20 protein-coding genes and 1 riboswitch are annotated in these 18,798 nt (G+C 28.3%); of the genes, 2 read left to right on the top strand and 18 right to left on the bottom strand.

The window, feature by feature from the left end; translation table 11 throughout:
- Nucleotides 1–3: 3 nt before the first annotated feature.
- The 17 genes from cobK to cobT all read right to left on the bottom strand — a co-directional run bounded on the left by cobK (nt 4) and on the right by cobT (nt 15,638).
- Nucleotides 4–756 (bottom strand): precorrin-6A reductase, encoded by a 753-nt coding sequence (gene cobK / locus JJC01_02405; protein ID UDN58745.1) that lies wholly within the window; start codon nt 754–756, stop codon nt 4–6.
- A complete protein-coding gene (gene cobJ, locus JJC01_02400; protein UDN58744.1) occupies nt 753–1,478 on the bottom strand; it encodes a precorrin-3B C(17)-methyltransferase in 726 nt (241 codons plus the stop codon). Before cobJ ends, cobK begins: the two co-directional genes overlap by 4 nt.
- Nucleotides 1,475–2,599 carry a cobalt-precorrin 5A hydrolase gene (gene cbiG, locus JJC01_02395; GenBank protein ID UDN58743.1) on the bottom strand — a complete coding sequence of 375 codons (1,125 nt, stop codon included), beginning with the start codon at nt 2,597–2,599 and terminating at the stop codon, nt 1,475–1,477. Before cbiG ends, cobJ begins: the two co-directional genes overlap by 4 nt.
- Nucleotides 2,583–3,335 carry a cobalt-precorrin-4 methyltransferase gene (locus tag JJC01_02390; GenBank protein ID UDN58742.1) on the bottom strand — a complete coding sequence of 251 codons (753 nt, stop codon included), beginning with the start codon at nt 3,333–3,335 and terminating at the stop codon, nt 2,583–2,585. The genes cbiG and JJC01_02390 overlap by 17 nt, the downstream gene beginning before the upstream one ends.
- Entirely contained in the window at nt 3,328–3,903 is a 576-nt protein-coding gene (locus JJC01_02385) for a decarboxylating cobalt-precorrin-6B (C(15))-methyltransferase (protein ID UDN58741.1), read from the bottom strand. Before JJC01_02385 ends, JJC01_02390 begins: the two co-directional genes overlap by 8 nt.
- Complete coding sequence (locus JJC01_02380; protein UDN58740.1) at nt 3,893–4,501, bottom strand: cobalt-precorrin-7 (C(5))-methyltransferase; 609 nt, start codon at nt 4,499–4,501, stop codon at nt 3,893–3,895. Before JJC01_02380 ends, JJC01_02385 begins: the two co-directional genes overlap by 11 nt.
- Entirely contained in the window at nt 4,498–5,724 is a 1,227-nt protein-coding gene (locus JJC01_02375; protein UDN58739.1) for a cobalt-precorrin-5B (C(1))-methyltransferase, read from the bottom strand. Before JJC01_02375 ends, JJC01_02380 begins: the two co-directional genes overlap by 4 nt.
- A gap of 8 nt (nt 5,725–5,732) precedes the next feature.
- Nucleotides 5,733–6,365, bottom strand: a complete 633-nt coding sequence (locus JJC01_02370) for a cobalt-precorrin-8 methylmutase (GenBank protein UDN58738.1) — start codon at nt 6,363–6,365, stop codon at nt 5,733–5,735.
- Nucleotides 6,353–7,240, bottom strand: a complete 888-nt coding sequence (locus tag JJC01_02365; GenBank protein ID UDN58737.1) for a cobalamin biosynthesis protein — start codon at nt 7,238–7,240, stop codon at nt 6,353–6,355. Before JJC01_02365 ends, JJC01_02370 begins: the two co-directional genes overlap by 13 nt.
- Nucleotide 7,241: 1 nt before the next feature.
- Complete coding sequence (locus JJC01_02360; GenBank protein UDN58736.1) at nt 7,242–8,312, bottom strand: aminotransferase class I/II-fold pyridoxal phosphate-dependent enzyme; 1,071 nt, start codon at nt 8,310–8,312, stop codon at nt 7,242–7,244.
- A gap of 32 nt (nt 8,313–8,344) precedes the next feature.
- Nucleotides 8,345–9,307, bottom strand: a complete 963-nt coding sequence (locus JJC01_02355; protein ID UDN58735.1) for a cobalamin biosynthesis protein — start codon at nt 9,305–9,307, stop codon at nt 8,345–8,347.
- Entirely contained in the window at nt 9,308–10,684 is a 1,377-nt protein-coding gene (locus tag JJC01_02350) for a cobyrinate a,c-diamide synthase (GenBank protein UDN58734.1), read from the bottom strand.
- 39 nt (nt 10,685–10,723) lie between these two features.
- Nucleotides 10,724–12,238 (bottom strand): cobyric acid synthase, encoded by a 1,515-nt coding sequence (locus JJC01_02345; GenBank protein UDN58733.1) that lies wholly within the window; start codon nt 12,236–12,238, stop codon nt 10,724–10,726.
- A 119-nt stretch (nt 12,239–12,357) separates the two neighbouring features.
- Nucleotides 12,358–12,537: riboswitch (cobalamin riboswitch) on the bottom strand.
- Nucleotides 12,538–12,584: 47 nt separating this feature from the next.
- Complete coding sequence (locus JJC01_02340; GenBank protein ID UDN58732.1) at nt 12,585–13,199, bottom strand: histidine phosphatase family protein; 615 nt, start codon at nt 13,197–13,199, stop codon at nt 12,585–12,587.
- Nucleotides 13,200–13,219: 20 nt separating this feature from the next.
- Nucleotides 13,220–13,993, bottom strand: coding sequence for an adenosylcobinamide-GDP ribazoletransferase (gene cobS / locus JJC01_02335; GenBank protein ID UDN58731.1), 774 nt, complete (start codon nt 13,991–13,993; stop codon nt 13,220–13,222).
- 9 nt (nt 13,994–14,002) lie between these two features.
- On the bottom strand, nt 14,003–14,563 hold the full coding sequence (cobU, locus tag JJC01_02330) for a bifunctional adenosylcobinamide kinase/adenosylcobinamide-phosphate guanylyltransferase (GenBank protein UDN58730.1): 561 nt from the start codon (nt 14,561–14,563) through the stop codon (nt 14,003–14,005).
- A gap of 28 nt (nt 14,564–14,591) precedes the next feature.
- Nucleotides 14,592–15,638 (bottom strand): nicotinate-nucleotide--dimethylbenzimidazole phosphoribosyltransferase, encoded by a 1,047-nt coding sequence (gene cobT, locus JJC01_02325; protein UDN58729.1) that lies wholly within the window; start codon nt 15,636–15,638, stop codon nt 14,592–14,594.
- 213 nt (nt 15,639–15,851) lie between these two features.
- On the opposite strand from cobT, the gene JJC01_02320 reads away from it, so the two are divergent.
- Both JJC01_02320 and JJC01_02315 read left to right on the top strand, forming a co-directional pair.
- Nucleotides 15,852–16,043, top strand: a complete 192-nt coding sequence (locus JJC01_02320) for a hypothetical protein (protein UDN58728.1) — start codon at nt 15,852–15,854, stop codon at nt 16,041–16,043.
- A 393-nt stretch (nt 16,044–16,436) separates the two neighbouring features.
- A complete protein-coding gene (locus JJC01_02315; GenBank protein ID UDN58727.1) occupies nt 16,437–17,309 on the top strand; it encodes an aldose 1-epimerase family protein in 873 nt (290 codons plus the stop codon).
- Between the two features lie 253 nt (nt 17,310–17,562).
- Here JJC01_02315 and JJC01_02310 read toward each other — a convergent pair whose 3' ends face one another.
- Nucleotides 17,563–18,720 carry a S41 family peptidase gene (locus JJC01_02310; protein UDN58726.1) on the bottom strand — a complete coding sequence of 386 codons (1,158 nt, stop codon included), beginning with the start codon at nt 18,718–18,720 and terminating at the stop codon, nt 17,563–17,565.
- Nucleotides 18,721–18,798 lie beyond the last annotated feature (78 nt).

Here is an 18,798-nt window from a genome sequence, read left to right as displayed (position 1 = left end):
AAATCACACAATTATGTCTTTAATTTTATTTATGTCATTAATTACATTTTCGTAGTTAATCGATTCTCGTTTAATAATTACTACTGGTATATTGAGATTTTTACATGCATTTACTTTTTCTAAAAAACCTCCTGCTACCCCACTTTCTTTTGTTATAACTAAATCTACATCATAATGTTTATATGTTTCCTCGTTTATACACTGGCTAAACGGACCTTTCATTGCTACTATATTGTCTGCATTTAAACCTAATTTTTCACAACTTAAGATAACTTCACTTGTCGGAAGAACTCTAACCACTAAATTTTTATTACTTATTCCTTCTACAAATCTGTTTAAGTTTTTACTTCCTGTTCCTATAAATATATTTTTTCCTATTTTATTTGCAATTTTACAAGCTTCTTCAATTGTATCTACTATAAACTTATTGTCATAATTTATTTCTTCTATTAACGATTTTCTTTCAAATCTTATATACTCTATGTTTGATAACTTTGCACAAATAATAGCATTTTTAGATACTTCAACTGCATAAGGATGAGTAGCATCTATTATTCTAGCTATATGATTATCCTTTATAAACCTTAGCATTTCTTCTTTTCCAAGCTTACCTAAAACTATATTATTTGTATGTTTTTGTGCAAGTTCTTTTCCATATTCTGTAGTTACTGAAAGTACATAGGACTGATTTTCCAATTCATTTATCATATCACATATAGCTAAACTATCTGAAGTTCCTCCTAGAATCAAAATCATACTGTATAACCTCTTGGAGTTATCATCAGTTCACCATCAATATAAGTAGATTTATTTCCGATTATAACCATAGTAGTCATATCAACTTTTTCAAAATCCATATTCTCAAAAGTACATATAAACTTAGTTTCTTTTTCTCTACCTACATCTTTGACCACTCCAACAGGTGTATTTCCATATTTAAACTCTCCCATTATTTTAAATGCTTTACTTAGATGTTCACTTCTTCCCTTACTTCTTGGATTATACAGGCATATTACAAAATCAGCTTCTGCAGCTAACTTTAATCTTTTTTCAATTACTTCCCATGGAGTCATTAAATCACTTAAACTTATATGACAGAAATCATGCATAATAGGTGCTCCAAGTATAGCTGCTGCACCAATACTAGCAGTAACACCTGGAATTACTTTAACTCTTATGTCTTCACTTTCCTTAGATATTAATTCTAAAATAAGTCCTGCCATTCCGTATATACCAGCATCTCCACTACTTATAACTGCTACTTTTTTCCCTTTTTTCGCTTCTTCTACTGCTTGTTTACATCTGTCAACTTCTTGTCTCATACCATTTTGAATTATTTCTTTATCACTTATAAATTCTTCTATTAAATTTATATAAGTCTTATACCCAACAATAGCCTCAGAGTCCTCTATCGCTTTTATCGCCTCTAAAGTCATAGTATCTTTATTTCCTGGTCCAATTCCTACAACATATATCATATTTTTATTCTCCCTACCGAAAAAGTTATTCCTTTATATTTGTGTTTTTCAACTATTAAGTTTCCTTTACTTAAAAGATATGCTACAGGTTCTGCTACTGAATATACACCTACATTTTTTTTCACAAAATCGGATTTATCAAACATATCATCAACTTTGGATATTTCATCTATTGAAAATGTCTTAAATGGCGCTTTTAGCTTTTTTGCTAAATCAATGATTGCCTTTTCATCTTTTTTTAGGTCTATACTTCCAATGATTTTTACAGCTTTAATATCTATATTTTGTACCTCAAAAAATTCTAGTAAAGAATCAAACATCAACTTACTATCTGTGTATCTTCTACACCCAATCCCTATAACTATATCTTTTGGAATCACTTTTATTATTTTTTCTCTGTAATAATTATGTGTAAAGTTATTATCCACATCTAAACTTTCTATATCTTTAGTAAAATTTATCTTGTTGCTTACTATAACTATCTTTTCTATATCTTTATTTAAAAAACTATCTTTTAATCCTTTACTACTTTTTATAAGCTTAAATCCTCTAGTGTCAACTTGATAACCTTCCTCAACATACAAACCAACACATTTACCATTTACTAACATAGAATTTACTTCTTTTACATTTTCTCTAAAGTTATCAATATAAGCATTTAATTTTTTTGCTATCATATCTAAAGAAGCTTTTTGGTTTACATCAGTAGCTGTTGTTATTACTGGATTCGCATTGATAAGACTACTTATATAATGCGTTAAACTATTTGCTCCTCCAATATGTCCACTCAATAAACTTATTACATTTTGTCCTTTCTCATCTATCACTAGAATTGCAGGGTCACTAAACTTGCTTGTTATATATGGTGCTATACTTCGTACAACTATCCCTGTCGCCATTATAAATATTATGTACTCAAATTTATTAAATACCTCTCCTACAAAATCACTTAGTTTTTTTTGTATTATTTGTACAGAATCTTCCTGACTAATATCTAAAGTACCTTTTTTATTTTTTATTTGATATACAACACAATTGTCCACTAAAGATTCTATCTTTCTAGCTAAGTTTTTTCCGTTTTCAGTAATACAAATTATAGCGATATTACCCTCTATACTCATGTTTAAAATCCTTATCATATAACTTTGAGTTATTATATTCTTCTCCTAAAAATCTACCTACCATTATTAAAGCAGTTTTATTTATGTTATTTTCTTTAACTTTTACAGCTATATCATTTAAAGTTCCTTTAACTATTTTTTCATCTGCCCATGTAGCTTTATATATAACCGCTATAGGAGTGTCCTTTGGATAACCGCCTTCTAATAATTTAGATACAACCTTCTCAATCTCTTGAACTGATAAAAATATTACCATAGATGTCTGATGCTTAGCATAAGATTGTATTGATTCCTTTTCAGGAACTGGAGTCCTTCCTTCCATTCTCGTTATAATAACACTTTGAGAAATTTCAGGAACTGTATATTCCACTCCTAGAGATGAAGCTGCCCCTAAAAAAGAACTCACTCCTGGTGTACAATCATAGTCTATATTCAATTTATTTAAATCTTCCACTTGTTCTCTAATTGAACCATATATAGAAAAATCTCCTGTTTGTAATCTCACAACAGACTTGTTATTTTCTATACCGTCTCTCATAACATCTATTATTTCTTGTAAATCCATATGTGCACTATTATGTATTTGACAATCTTCTTTACAATATTCTAAAAGTTCAGGATTGACAAGTGACCCAGCATATATTACTACGTCTGCATTACTTAATAGTTTATACCCTTTCAAAGTTATTAGCTCTTTGTCTCCAGGTCCTGCTCCTACAAAATGTACTTTATTCATCATCATCTTCCCCTTTTTCACAAGATATTATATATATAGGATTTAGTGGTTTAAAATATTCACCTTTTCCCAGTTTCTCTAGTTTAGAAACATTTAAAACACATACATCTATTTCTTTAAACCCATATTTTCTAAGTAACTTTAGAGTTTGGTTAAATGTTTCTATGATTATAAAATTAGCTACAAGTCTTCCTCCTGTAATTAAAGTTTTTTTAGACCATGCTATTATTTCTTCTAAGTTATTTCCAGTACCCCCAAGAAAAATAGAATCAACTTTAGTATTTAAGCTTATCTTTATCGGTGCATAGCCTTTTATTACTTCTACATTTTTCAAATTAAACTTTTTAATATTTTTTTCTATAAGTTCTACAGCAGCATCATTTTTCTCTATAGATATAACCTCTAGGTTGGGATAGTTATATGCAGCTTCAATGCTTACACTTCCTGTACCAGCACCTATATCTATAAAACTCTCAGCATTTACTAAATCTAGTTTGCTTATTGATATTGCTCTAACTTCTTCTTTAGTAATTGGAACCTTACCTGTTATAAATTCACTATTCCTCATCTAAAATCACCACAACATTCATTCCGAAATTGTCCATTCTTATTATTTCATCTGGCTTTGCTATTGTTATTTTTTCATTGTCATATGATAAATTCTCACCTACAACAATAATTTTATTTAAATTCCTATCTATTATTTCTTTACTTATTTGCTTTGGTCCTATCTTAGAATCTGTAACCATACATACTTTTTTATGTGATAGTATATAATCGAAATCTGGTATTTTACCATGGCTACTGGTAATATATAAATCATTCATATCAACATATATCCTTGAAAATATATATTGTAAAGAACTAATTCCAGAAACCATATTTAACATCTTATTATCAATATTTTTAGATAAATACTTACCTATACCATATATCAGTGGGTCACCTGAAGCTATTATTGATATTTGCTTTTCACTATTGTTATTTATATACTCTACAATTTCTCTTAAATTAGAATCTAATATTATTTTTTCTCCTTCAAAGTTTTTTACAGATTCTAAATTCCTTCTGCCACCAATTAATACATCTGAAGTAGAAATTAAATTTTCACCTTTTTTTGTTATATAGTCTAAGTTACCAGGCCCTAAACCTATTATATTTATCATATAAAAACCTCCAATAAATCATCTGTATTATCTGATTTTCCTAACAAAGACTTATCCATTGAAAAAATTATTACTTCTACATCAATATCATCTACATCTTCATTTAAATATTGCTTTACTCTATCTCTACATTTATTACTCAATATATTATAAACCTGTTTATATTCGCTATTATTTATTAACTCTACAGCTTCTTCAGCAGTTAAACACTGATTTATTTTATGTAAAAATTCATGTGTAGCTCCCATTAAAGCTAGATTTGCCACTAATATCTCACTTCTAGCATCTGCTACTTTACTATGAGTATTAAAAATCCCAGCTGATACTTTTATAAATTTACCTATATGCCCAGCCATCAATATTTTTTTATATCCTATTCTTTGAGCCTCTTTAATCATATAACCAATAAAATTACTGGTTCTTACTACATACTTAATATCTAAGTTCAGTTTCTCTCTTATAAATTGTTCTCCATGATTTCCTGGAACTAATATTATCTTGTCTAAACCTTGTTCTTTTTTCATTTGGAGTTCTATAGATAAAGATTTTTTCCAGCCCTCATCGCTCATTGGCTCAACTATCCCAGTTGTTCCTATTATAGATATTCCTCCAACTATCCCTAACCTTGGATTAAATGTTTTTTTTGCTATTTTTTCTCCTTGTGGAGCAAAGATTGTTATTTTTAAAACTTTATCATGCCCAAGCATAGATTCAAAATCACTTTCTATAAGCTTTATTATTTCTTGATTTATCATTCTTAATGGAGTTGGATTTATGGCAGGTTTACCAACACCTACACTTAATCCTTTTTTAGTTACTACTCCAATACCAGTTCCACCATAGACCCTAATAAATTTATAGAGTTCACTTTGACATTCTTCACTAATATTTATGTTATCAATATTTTCTAAGGTAAGATAACTATTGCTATCATCAGTTTTAGATATAATTTCAACTCTTGCATAGATATCCATAGTATGTGTTGCATCTATATCATCTCCACCATCTTTTTTTACAGAACATTCCACAAAATCATCAGAAATGTTTACATTATCAATATTTAATGATAGTGGTATTCCCTTAGGAGTATCTATGTTTATTGTATCAATTTTATTTTTTGTAATCATCATATACACAGCAGCCTTAGATGCACCTGTAGCACAAGAACCTGTAGTATATCCTCTTCGATACTTTTTCCCATCTATATATACATATTCTTCCATATAGATACCTACATGGCATATAAGATAGCATTCACTATTGCTGCTGCTAAATTACTACCACCTTTTCTACCTTTAGAAATTATATATGGTATATCTGTCTTTTCAACTTCATCTTTTGACTCCTGTGCTCCTACAAAACCTACAGGAACTCCTATAACTGCATCTACATCCAATTTCCCTTCTGATTTCATTTCCATAACTTTATATAAAGCTGTTGGTGCATTCCCAAGTACAAATATCTTTCTTCCTTCTTCTTTTGATGCAATTTCTACAGCTGCCATAGAGCGGGTAATACCTTTTTCTTTAGCTACTTTTGCAGTTTCATCATTCGCTACTAAACATTTATATTTGCATCCCAATGCTTCCAACTTCTTCTTATTTATTCCACTCAGAGCCATATTTGTATCTGTATAAATACTTGCATTATTTTTTAGCGCATCTATTATACTATCAACTGCCTTTTCTGATATTTTTAATATATCCAAGTAATCAAAATCAGCAGTAGTATGTATAGCTCTTTTTATTATTTTTTCTTCAATCTCATTTTTAAATTTATAATCTGGTCTGATTTCATCTATTATTCCTTGTATTAATTCAAAACTTCTTTCTTCTATTTTCATAGGATTCTTTATGTATTCCATTCTACTTCCCCCTTAATTCCACCATCTATTATATCCAAGGTATAGATTTTATTATAAACAGAATTTATATTAGACTCACATAATACATCTATTAATTTCTTATCATTCATAAGCTTATCAATTAAAATCCCTATTACTGTACCACTATGGGCAATATTTACTCCATAGGCTCCATATAGCTTAGATATTTTTATTATTTCATTTAAGTATTCTTTTTTTTCTATATTTTCGTTTGCTAAACTACTTAATGTACAAGCCTCTCCAACTAAGGATAAATCATCTTTCTTCAGACCTTCTTCTAAAAGAGTAAATGACTTTTTTATAATTTCCTTATTTTCGATTTTTAGCTTACTATAATCTTTCCTCATTCTAATTTTCATCGTATCTAATACTTTATTAGGTTCAAGAATTATAACTTTTGCATTAGTTATATTTCCCAAGTATTTTATAACAGTACCATTTAATGGATTAAATATACTATTTTTATTTATAAATATAGAGTCTGTTGGTTCTATTTCTGCTGCCAATTTCGATATTTCTTCACTATTTAAATCTTTATCTATTAACGATAATGTTGCTTTTATAGTAGCCCCTATATCAGCTGTCGAACTTGCCATTCCTTTTCCAACAGGTATTTTGCTGTTTATATTTAAAGAAATGTTTTTGGTATCTTTTTTAGGCAAATTAAATTTTTCAAATACCTTTTCTATAGCTATTCTTGATTTATGTCTACCTAAATTTATATCTTTTAATTTCTCTTCAATACATACCTTAGAGTACATATTTATAGCATATGAACATAGATATTCTTCATCATCTATTATCCCTTGAACAAACTCTCCACATGATGCTGGGCATATTCCATAAGATTTCATTTTAATCACCTAATAAATTTTTTATATTTTCTATAAGAATTTTATTATCTTCATGAGATTTTATAGCTATCCTTATAAAACTGTCGTCCAATCCTATAAAGTTAGATGCATCTCTAACCAATATATTTCCGTGCTTAAACAAATCTTTTTTTAACTCATCAGCTGTCTTTTTATAAACTTTTATTAGGATAAAATTAGCATCTGTATCATAAACTTTTATATTTCTTATGTTTTTTAACTCTTGTAACATGTATTTTCTTTCTTTTATGTAGTACTCTTTACTATTTCTAATATAATCTTTATCTTCAAAAACAAAATTGGATAGCATATCAGCAAAAGAATTTATAGTCCATGGTTCTTTATACTCATAAATTTTATCCATAATGTTGCTATTACTTGTAAGGCCATACCCTAATCTTAAACCAGGCATTCCAAAAAATTTAGTCACAGCTTTAATTATAAATATATTTTTATTTGACTCTATATATTTAACTAAACTATATTTATTTTCATTTTCGATAAATTCCATAAAAGTTTCATCAATTATTAGCATCTTATTGTTTTCATTTAATAAACAAACAAGTTCCTTTAAATCTTGAACATTCCCACTAGGATTATTTGGATTACATATAAATAAACAATCAAATTTTTCAATGTTATTTTTTACTATATCTATATCAAGTTTAAAATTATTATTTGAATCTAATTCTAAATCTATAATATCTATATTATTTAGTTTGGCACTTCTTCTATACTCTGAAAAAGTGGGGTTTATTATAGCCAATCTTTTTTTAATACTCTTCATAAGCAAATAAATTATCTCTGTTGCTCCATTTCCAGGTATTATAAAGTTTGAATTTATATTTATATATTTTGATATATTTTTTCTCAAGTTTGTATAATTTATATCTGGATAATTCCTACATTCATCTAACCCTCTTAAAATATATTTTTCTAAATTTGGTAAAACTTTTGGATTTATATTTGAACTAAAGTCTATTATTTCTTTTGGGTCTTTCCCATACAATTTTGCCATTTCGTCTACATTAGCACCATGCCCCAAATCCTTCATCTACATCCCCCTTAAATCAATACACAATTAATTTATATAATTAAAATCATCCTACATACCACAGATACCAGCGTAAATACTAATATAGAGGTCAATGAAGAAGCATACATAATTTTATTTGTTTTAATTATATCTTCTATATCTATCTCTCTAATTTTATCTCCTATCGTTGGCTTATCTACTTTTTTCCCAAAATAAACATTGGTTCCTCCTAGTTGAATTCCTAAGGCTCCTGATACTGCACCTTCTGAAAAAGCACAATTTGGACTTTTATGATTTTTTCTATCTCTAATAGAAATTTTAAAACAATTCTTATAGCTATAACCAAGAAAAAAGCTCCCTACTGTCATAAGAATAACAGATATTCTTGCTGGTATATAATTAGCTATATCATCAATTTTAGCAGAAGCAAAACCAATATCTTTGTATTTTTCATTCTTATATCCGACAGTTGAATCAAGAGTGTTTATGGCTTTATATGCCATAGCAAGTGGTGCTCCCCCAATAAATGCATAAAGCATAGGTGCAATTATACCATCTACAGTATTTTCTGCCACAGTTTCCACAGTTGCTCTTATTATTTCAGGTTCACTTAAATTAGTTGTATCTCTACCCACTATATAAGATAATTGAATTCTAGATTTCTCTATGTCTCCAGTCTTTAATACATCATAAATTTTTACAGCTTCATCTTTTAAACACTTTGTTGCTAATGTCGTATAAATTATAAACCCATTTACTACAGTGCTTAATAATACATTAAAACTACATAGCTTCACTATAACATAAGTTGCTAAGTAAGTTATTCCAACAGTTACAAACCATAATATAAAGCCACCAATTTTTAACTGTTTTTCATTTTTAGAGGCCTTCCTTATTATCCCTTGGATAAGATTTATAAGTTTTCCAATAAACCTTACTGGATGAGGGAAAGAATATGGGTCTCCTACAATTAAATCTGTTATATACCCTATATAAATAGATAAAATATTCATTTACTCATTTCCCTTTTCCAAAAAATTTTCTATGCAATTTAAGTTATTATAAAAATGTGTATGAAGGTATGTTGCCAGTGTATTTCCTTTGCTATAACCTCCATCCCATTCTTCTATTAAATTTCCTTCTCTTTCTTTTTTCATTGAATATGCACATTTCTCATCACTTTCAAATATTGAATGATGAAACTCATGCCCTTTAATAATTTCACCTGTTTTAGATAAAATTGTATTTTCTTTAGCTATACCAAGGCAATATCCAAACCTCTTTAGAGAAGGTGTCATCTTACTAGTTCCATTAAATATGCCAACCATATTAAATTCTTGTTCCTCTTGATTAAGTAACTTCTCACCTAAGTACATTAATCCACCACATTCTGCATAAATAGGAATATTATTATTATGTGCTTCTAGTATAGAGGCTCTCATTGATTCATTTGCTTCTAGTTCTTTCCCAAATATCTCTGGAAAACCGCCTCCAATATAAATATAGTCTGAATTTGGCACTGATGTATCTTCAAGAGGACTAAAATAGTTTACTTCTAATCCAAGCTCTTCTAAAAGTTCTATGTTTTCCCTATAATAAAAATTGAAGGCTTTATCATATGCTATGGCTATTGATTTATCCTTAACATGCTCTTTTATCTTATTATTTTCTATTAGATTTTGAAAATCAAAACTACTCTCAAATTCATCACTTTCTGAGATTTCGATTATTCTATCAATATTTATGTAGTTTTCAATCTCATCAGCTAAAGTATAAAACTTTTCTCTTAAAGATTTCATCTCAACACTAGGAACTAGACCTAGATGTCTGGATTCTAATGAAAATTTATTATTTGGAGGAAAGTATCCCAACACTTCGATATTACAATATTTCTCTATAGAACTCTTAATTATTTGATAATGGCTCTTAGTTTTTACATTATTTACTATAACACCTTTTATATCCACAGCTTTATCTAGTTCCTTATATCCTAGTACCATAGCAGCACTAGATGCAGCCATAGATTTTCCATTTATAACTAGTATAACTGGGGCTTTTAATACCTTAGAAGTATGTGAACTTGTGCAATTATCTAAATCTATCCCAAAACCATCATATAATCCCATAACTCCTTCTACTACTGAAATATCTGCATCCTTTGAAGATTTATTTACTATATGCTTTATCTTTTCATCATCTAACATATAAGAATCCAAATTCCTAGAATGTCTTCCAGTTATAAATGTGTGATATGAAGGGTCTATATAGTCTGGCCCTACTTTATACGGCTGTACTTTCATATTTCTCTTAACTAAAGCCTGCATTATGCCTAATGATATTGTAGTCTTCCCAACTCCACTGCTAGTACCTGCAATCAGAATCTTTTTCATAATACACCTCCTACCTAAAGTATAAATATAAAGTCATTCTTATTTCATAATTTCATATATCTGCTCTATATCTAAATGTTCTCTCAAGAAATCTGCCAATTTATCATACTCTTTATCTTTAAACTCATCAAAAGAACTTACAGTACTTTCTAATTCTTTTAATCCCTTTTTCTTTCTTATATTATTTAAAATTGCTCTTGTAAAATCTATTTCATCAAATATTCCATGAAGATAAGTACCAATTACATTACCTTCTTTATTTACACTTCCTTCAGTATAATTGACTTCTTTATCTAGTTTTTTTGTTATTAAGTCTAAGCTACTTACTTTATTACTGCGATTTGTAATTCCCATATGTATTTCATAGCCTTTTACTTTCTTACCTTTAAGGTTGTTCATATATTCGCCAGTACATTCAATAATGGTGGCTTCTACTTGAGTTGTAGTCTTTTCCTCTTCAAATATTGTTTCTGTATCTAAAAGACCAATGCCATCTACTTCTTCAATTTCACTTTCAACATGATAAGGGTCTTTTAATTTTTTACCTAGCATTTGATACCCACCACATATTCCAAATATCAATTTACCCTGACTATGTAAATTTTTAATTTGTGACTCAAGACCACTTTCTCTTATGTACTTTAAATCATCTATAGTACTTTTAGTTCCAGGTATTATCAATATATCTGGATTTCCTATAGCTTCTCCATAGTCTACATATCTAAGGCTTACATCTTCTTGTGTTTCAAATATATTAAAATCTGTAAAATTTGACATATGTGGAGTTCTAATTATTTCTATATGTATATCATTTTTATCCATTTTTTTCTTAAATCTAGTTGTTACACTATCTTCATCTTCTATTTTTATATCCATATAAGGAACCACACCTAAAACTGGTACTTTTATAATATCTTCAAGCATCTTTAAACCATCTTGTAGGAGTTCCTTTTTCCCTCTAAATTTATTGATTATTACTCCTTTGACTCTTTTTCTCTCATCATCATCTAATAAAAGCATTGTACCTGCTAATGATGCAAATACTCCTCCTCTATCAATATCCCCAACTATTATTACTGGTGCATCTGCTATTTTTGCCATACCCATATTAGATATATCTCTATCTTTTAAATTTATCTCTGCAGTACTCCCTGCACCTTCCATAACCACAATGTCATACATTGAACTTAAATTATTAAAGGTTTCCTTTAATACATCTACCAATTCTAGCTTATAATCATGATATTCAGATGAATGCATTTCTCCTACAACTTTTCCCCTTACAATCACTTGACTTTTATGATTTCCAGAAGGTTTTAATAAGACTGGATTCATATCTGCTATTGGCTCTATTTTTGACGCTTCTGCTTGAAATACTTGTGCTCTCCCCATTTCCAATCCTTCTTTAGTTATAAAAGAATTTAAAGCCATATTTTGTGACTTAAAAGGAGCAACAGTATGACCATCTTGTTTAAATATTCTACACAATCCTGCTGATAAAATGCTCTTACCTACATTTGATGCAGTTCCCTGTAACATTACTTTTTTACCCACTTTCTCCCCCTCCTTAAAGTTAAATTTTACCTACAAATAAAATAAAAAAAGTCCTAATGCTTCTAAAGCTAGGACTTTTATATATATATCAATTAAAAATCTTTCACCCCGAAGACCTCATGTTTTAAATTAAATTAGGCAGGTATCCTGGCTTAACTTCATCCTACTCCTATAACCTTCCCATCAAATTGACAGTGGTATTTATAGTTTCGTTGGTTTCACAGTAGCGGGGGCTGCAAAGGCATCTAACCTTTTTCCCTTTTTACATCTAATTGAGAACCTAATTTTAATCTAATATTCTATTTTTGTTAGTAATTTTATAAGCACATATCGTTTAATGTTTAATTTATATAAAATCAGTAAAATTCATTTTATTTATTACAGTAAATCCATTATCAACTTCCAAAATTGTAATAGATGCATTATCAATTTTAAAGTTCCAATGATATTTATAGCTACCAGAAATCAAATGTGTTATTATGTTTCTTATTGTACCTGCATGAGAACATATAAGTATTGCTTTTCTATTTAAATAATCATCATTTTCTAAAATTATATTGTCAATATCTTTTGCTACTCTTTCATATGAATCTATCAAACTTTCTCCATTTGGGTATCTATAATTGCTATCTTCTTCTATCATTTTTTCAAATTCTTTTGGATGCTTAACTTTTATTTCTTCAAAAGTTATTCCTTCAAAGTCTCCAAAGCTAATTTCTCTTAGATTTTCTCTTTCTTCTATTTCTATTGATTTCAGCTTTGATATTTTCTCTACTGTATCTTTAGTACGTGAAGATGGAGTTGTATAAATCTTATCTATACTTTCACTACTCATATATTTTGTAATTTTATTTATTTGCAATTTACCTTCTTCACTTATATAACTATTTATATGACCTGATAATCTTCCTTTTTCATTATCAATTGTCAATGCATGTCTTATTAATATTAATCTTATCACATTATCACCACTTTTTAGTTTTAAATAAACATAAAAATTAACAAATATATATAAATCAAATATACAAGTTCTGAAAGTTCTATTCCACAACCTAATATATCTCCTGTTACTCCATCAATTTTTTTATAAATATGATTTTTAAACAATGTTATAAATATAAAAACTGCTATAGCTGAGCATAATACTTTAATCAATACTATATTAGGCACTAAAAATATTAATTTAGCAATAATACTAACTATCAATAATGTATATATTATAGCTGTTATTAACATACTTGTAGTCAATTTTCCTATAAATAAATTCCCCATTCCTTTTGCTCTTGGTGTTACCGTTTTATATGTCAATAACATTACTCCTAACCTTGCAATCATTGGCATGAATATTATAACCCATAGTGAATTATTGCTTATAATACTATATACAAATCCAATCTTTAATAAAAGTACAAACATAATTGCTAAAAGCGAATTTGTACCTAATCGAGAGTCTTTCATTATTTCAAGCATTTTCTCTTTGTCTCTATAACTGTATATTGCATCAAATGTATCCCCTAATCCATCTATATGAAGCCCCCCAGTAATCAAAACACCAGCAAGTGTTATTATAATCGCACATATAAATGGCTGAAACAAAAGTATAGAAACCCATCCTATTAAATAAGTTAATATACCAATAACAAGACCTACAAGTGGGAAATATACTATGGATTTGTAAAATTCATCATCAAATCCTACATCTAATTTTATAGGTATCCTTGTCAAAAACTGTAGTATCAAAATAAATCTTTTCATAGTCACATACTACTCCTTTATTTTCATAGGTATTCCACTAACTACAAAATAAACTTCATTGCTTTTTGATGCTATATATTGATTTATACGACCTACAATATCAGTATATATTCTACTAAGTTTATTTCCAGGAACAATTCCCATACCTAATTCATTTGTCACAAATACAAAATATAGATTTGTTTTTTCTATTTCTTTAATCAGTTTACTAATTTGCTCTTTTATGTACTCTTCCAATTTATTTATTTCTTCTTGAGTAGATTCTTCTATGTTTAAATTATGTGAAAACATTAAATTATTTACTAATAGTGTGACACAGTCTAGTATAACAGTCTCATGTTCTCCACATATATTTTTAATTATAGAATATATATCTTCATATATTTCATATGTCTTCCAACTTTTAGGTCTACTCTCTTGATGCTTTCTTACTCTATCTTTCATCTCATCATCAAATGGAATAGATGTCGCTATGTAGGCTGTATTATTATTCCTATCTAAACACAATTTTTCTGCAAAATTACTCTTTCCTGACCTAGCTCCTCCTGTTACCAGAATAATTTGACTCATCAAAACACTCCTAAATATATTAAATTTTTTATCGACCCATATCTATCTCATCAAAAGTCGCCATATTTTTGTAAGTATAATTTGAAGCTTCCACTATATTGAATGCCAAAGCAGCTCCACTTCCTTCACCTAATCTCATATCCATATTTAGTATAGGGTCTAATTTCAATATATCTAATGCTCTTTTAGTTCCTGATTCTGCTGATAAATGTGATGCTATCATATATTCTCTAGTTTTTGGATTTATTTTATAAGCAATTAAAGCAGCAGCATAAGAAATAAACCCATCTATAACAACTGGGATTCTATTAGCACTACATCCTAATATAACACCTGCCATTGAACCTATTTCAAATCCACCTACTTTAGATAAAATATCTACACCATCAGTTGGATTTGGATTGTTAATTTCAATAGCTTTTCTAATTACATCAGCTTTATGTTTTAATCTTTCTTTTTTAAGACCTGCACCTATTCCTGTCACTTCTGATGGGTCACATCCTGAGATTACAGATATTATTGCAGTACTTGGAGTAGTATTTGCTATTCCCATCTCTCCAATACCAATTACTTTATAATCTCTTTCTATACATTGCTCTGCTATTTCAATTCCTATTTCTAAGCATCTTATAGCCTCTTGTTTACTCATGGCTGGTCCCTTTGCCATATTTGAAGTACCTTTTCTTATCTTATAATCTAATACTCCATCTAATTTTTCATCACAATTTATTCCTACATCTACAGCTACAACATCTGCTCCTACAAATTTACTTATTACCCCAACTCCACATAGCCCTTTTGAGAAATTTGGAAATTGTAACTTTGTTATGTCTTGAGGGTCAGGTGCAACTCCTTCTTCATATACTCCATGGTCTCCAGCAAAAGCAATTATAACTTTTTTAGTTGTATCAAAATTTTCATTACCAAATATCCCTGCTAATTGCATGCAAATATCTTCTATCTTTCCTAAACTTCCAGTTGGATGTATAAGCCTGTCCAACCTCTGTTTTGCTTTTTCAATAGAAGACTTATCTAGAGAATATATATTCCTTGATATACTTTCTAATAAACTCATTTTCTATCCTCCCAATATTATTTTTTAATTATCTTTTTAGATAAAAGATACTCTTATTTTCTAAAAATTTCAACTTTTTCTTTTTATTTTTACATACATATAGAGATTATTCTACATTTTATCTTAATTTCCTTTATTTTACATTTCTAATTTGCATACAATCACATACTTTTTGTAAAAATATAATTAAAAGAACTTTAAGGAGTTGATATTGTGGATGATTTTTCTAAATTAAAAAATTTATATGAAGATGGATATAGATGTATTTATCATAATTGTGTTGATAATAATTATACTATCTATCTTAAGAATTTTTATACGGAAGGTACAGAAACTGTAGAGTTAAGTAGTGAATCAGATTTTTCACAATTTAAAGATTATATAGATGGACTTAGAATGTCTTAATTCTTTAGGAACCCATTAAAATAGGGAGTTTAACAACTCCCTATTTTGAAGTCACAATTTTTTTAATAAGCTTTAAAAGTTCGTCTCGGTTTACTTCTCTTTGTTTTTTTCTGTCTTTATACTCTTGAAAGTTAACAACTTTTGTATTTGGTTTTTCCATAAACTCACTTCCCATTTAACATTATTAACTTATCTTAATATATTTAATTCTATACAATTTATCTATTTCCTTCTATTTATAATACAAAATTTCTTAAATAATCCCAAATTTTCAAAACAAAATTTTCAAAATATACTAAAATCTACCTTTCAAATATAATATCAAATACAATTTAAAACTCATTATACTTTATAGTATAATATACTAACAAAGTATAATAAAGGAGATTTTAAATGAATATATTACAAAATGAAAACTTAATTATTGAATCAAGTAGCTCTGGTGCTGAGCTTACTAGGATATTTTCTAAAAAACATAACAGAAATATTCTTTGGGATGGTAATAAAAAGCATTGGGGTAGACAATCACCTATATTATTCCCTATAGTTGGTAAACTGCTTGATAATGAAACCATAATAGAAGAAAATTTATACAATATGACTCAACATGGATTTGCTAGAGATATGGATTTTGAAATTACAAATAAAAGTGATACATTCATATCTTATAGTTTAAAATCCAACGAATCTACTCTAAAAAAATATCCCTACTCTTTTGAACTGCTTATAAATTATACATTAAATGACAATAGCACAAATATAGAATGGATTGTAAAAAATACTGACTCTAAAGATATATTCTTTTCTATAGGTGGACATCCTGCATTTAATATTCCTTTTTTTGAACAAAATGGTTTTTCTAAATATCACCTTGAATTTAAAAGAAGAAATGATGTAGAAAAAATCAATTTAAATGGTTCTTTTACTGATGATATAACATTTATTGGTGATTTAAAAAACTTACAGTTAAATCCGGAACTGTTCAAGAATGATGCCTTGATATACACCAATATAGATGAAGTATCTATATGTAATAATGATGGTAGCAAATATATAACTCTATCTATGTTAGATTTCCCTCTAGTTGGTATTTGGACTCCTTATTATAGTGAGTCTAATTCTACTGCTCCATTTTTATGTATAGAACCTTGGTATGGTCTTGCTGATAGTATACATTCTAATAAAATTTATAAAGATAAGAAATTTATAAACAAATTAGGTAAAGGAAAAATTTTTACAACTTCTTATAGTATAGACATACATTAGATAAAAAATTTAATTTACATGTATGTGTTTTTACAAAATATTAATGTAATTCAAAATAGAAAATACCTTAAATATTCTTATAATCAGTATAAAACAAATAAGTTTCTATATTACTGAAATGAGAGTACTTTTAAATAAGAGTATGTATAGTATTAGAAAATAGTGTTATTAATATTAATATTTCTTAAATCAAAAAAATATTACTGGAATGATAAATTTCCAGTAATATTTTTATATCTACAAACTTTAAATTCTATTTATTAACCTGCTCTCTAAGCCATTCAGTTGCTACATCCAGTTGCTTTTTCTCATCTTTTTCTTCAATGGTAGGTTTTATCCCTTTTTCATTGATATAATCTCCATTAGGTGTAAAGTATTGAGCAGTAGTTAGCTTGTATCCTGTTCCATCTTTCAATCTTACAACTGACTGTACCAGCCCTTTACCATAAGTCGTAGTACCTACAGAAATACCTTCTTTATTATCAACAATTGCAGCTGTTAATATCTCAGCAGCAGAGGCGCTTTCTCCATTAGTTAAAACTACTATTGGAAGTCCCAATTTTTCTTTATCAGATTTTAAGTATTCTGTATTACCTTTATTGTCTTTAGTATATACTATAGTTCCTTCACCAATTAATTCATCAGCAACTTCTTTACATATATCCAACATTCCTCCAGGATTGTTTCTAAGGTCTATTACTAATCCCTTAATATTCTTTTCTTTCAACCCTTTTAAAGCTTTGTCAAAATCAGTATATGTACTTGATATAAACTGGGTAATTTCTATATATCCTAAATCATTATCAATTACTTTACTTTCTATACTTTTCTCAACTATCTGTTCTGTTTTCAGCTCAAAGCTTAGTTGTTTATCTTCTCTCAATACTACTAGCTTTACTTTTTTGCCTTTTTTACCTTTCATCATACTTACAGCTTCATCTGAATTTTTATATGATACAGATTTTCCATTGACTTTTATTAATTTATCTCCTGCTTTTACTCCTGCTTTTTCTGCTGGAGAATCTTTCATAGGAACTACTACAAGACCTCCATCTTTTGATGCTCCTATATACATCCCTACACCAACATAAGAGCCCTCACTATCTTCTATTAGCTTTTTCATTTCATCTTCAGTGTAATAACCAGAATATTTATCATTTGTTCCTAGGAATAACCCCTTTGATGCTCCATCCACTAAATCTTTATCAGAGACTTTTTTATAAAAATCTTGTTTTATAATAGATTCTAATCCTAACAACTTATCATATTTTTTATAGCCTTCATAGAGTTCTTTTGATATTACAACTTTGTTCCCTAATGTAAGCTGAAATGCCGATGTGGCCATAGCTGTTATAATTACTAAAATCACCCCTAAAAAAATAGCTTTCTTTTTTGAAATCACAAGATACATCTCCTTTTACATAAACTATTATATATTATATGACTAGCTGTTATTTTTATTACATTTACCCAAATATATTGCCTTATT

It is taken from the genome of Clostridioides sp. ES-S-0010-02 (genome assembly GCA_020641055.1).
GTDB lineage: Bacteria > Bacillota > Clostridia > Peptostreptococcales > Peptostreptococcaceae > Clostridioides.
This window is presented reverse-complemented; position numbering and strand designations above follow the sequence as displayed.

What these genes read in the sequence shown, in the direction of transcription:
- cobK (UDN58745.1), bottom strand. Translation starts at nt 756, where the DNA reads ATGATTTTGATTCTAGGAGGAACTTCAGATAGTTTAGCTATATGTGAT.
- cobJ (UDN58744.1), bottom strand. Translation starts at nt 1,478, where the DNA reads ATGATATATGTTGTAGGAATTGGACCAGGAAATAAAGATACTATGACT.
- cbiG (UDN58743.1), bottom strand. Translation starts at nt 2,599, where the DNA reads ATGAGTATAGAGGGTAATATCGCTATAATTTGTATTACTGAAAACGGA.
- JJC01_02390 (UDN58742.1), bottom strand. Translation starts at nt 3,335, where the DNA reads ATGAATAAAGTACATTTTGTAGGAGCAGGACCTGGAGACAAAGAGCTA.
- JJC01_02385 (UDN58741.1), bottom strand. Translation starts at nt 3,903, where the DNA reads ATGAGGAATAGTGAATTTATAACAGGTAAGGTTCCAATTACTAAAGAA.
- JJC01_02380 (UDN58740.1), bottom strand. Translation starts at nt 4,501, where the DNA reads ATGATAAATATAATAGGTTTAGGGCCTGGTAACTTAGACTATATAACA.
- JJC01_02375 (UDN58739.1), bottom strand. Translation starts at nt 5,724, where the DNA reads ATGGAAGAATATGTATATATAGATGGGAAAAAGTATCGAAGAGGATAT.
- JJC01_02370 (UDN58738.1), bottom strand. Translation starts at nt 6,365, where the DNA reads ATGGAATACATAAAGAATCCTATGAAAATAGAAGAAAGAAGTTTTGAA.
- JJC01_02365 (UDN58737.1), bottom strand. Translation starts at nt 7,240, where the DNA reads ATGAAATCTTATGGAATATGCCCAGCATCATGTGGAGAGTTTGTTCAA.
- JJC01_02360 (UDN58736.1), bottom strand. Translation starts at nt 8,312, where the DNA reads ATGAAGGATTTGGGGCATGGTGCTAATGTAGACGAAATGGCAAAATTG.
- JJC01_02355 (UDN58735.1), bottom strand. Translation starts at nt 9,307, where the DNA reads ATGAATATTTTATCTATTTATATAGGGTATATAACAGATTTAATTGTA.
- JJC01_02350 (UDN58734.1), bottom strand. Translation starts at nt 10,684, where the DNA reads ATGAAAAAGATTCTGATTGCAGGTACTAGCAGTGGAGTTGGGAAGACT.
- cobS (UDN58731.1), bottom strand. Translation starts at nt 13,993, where the DNA reads ATGAAAAGATTTATTTTGATACTACAGTTTTTGACAAGGATACCTATA.
- cobU (UDN58730.1), bottom strand. Translation starts at nt 14,563, where the DNA reads ATGAGTCAAATTATTCTGGTAACAGGAGGAGCTAGGTCAGGAAAGAGT.
- cobT (UDN58729.1), bottom strand. Translation starts at nt 15,638, where the DNA reads ATGAGTTTATTAGAAAGTATATCAAGGAATATATATTCTCTAGATAAG.
- JJC01_02315 (UDN58727.1), top strand. Translation starts at nt 16,437, where the DNA reads ATGAATATATTACAAAATGAAAACTTAATTATTGAATCAAGTAGCTCT.
- JJC01_02310 (UDN58726.1), bottom strand. Translation starts at nt 18,720, where the DNA reads ATGTATCTTGTGATTTCAAAAAAGAAAGCTATTTTTTTAGGGGTGATT.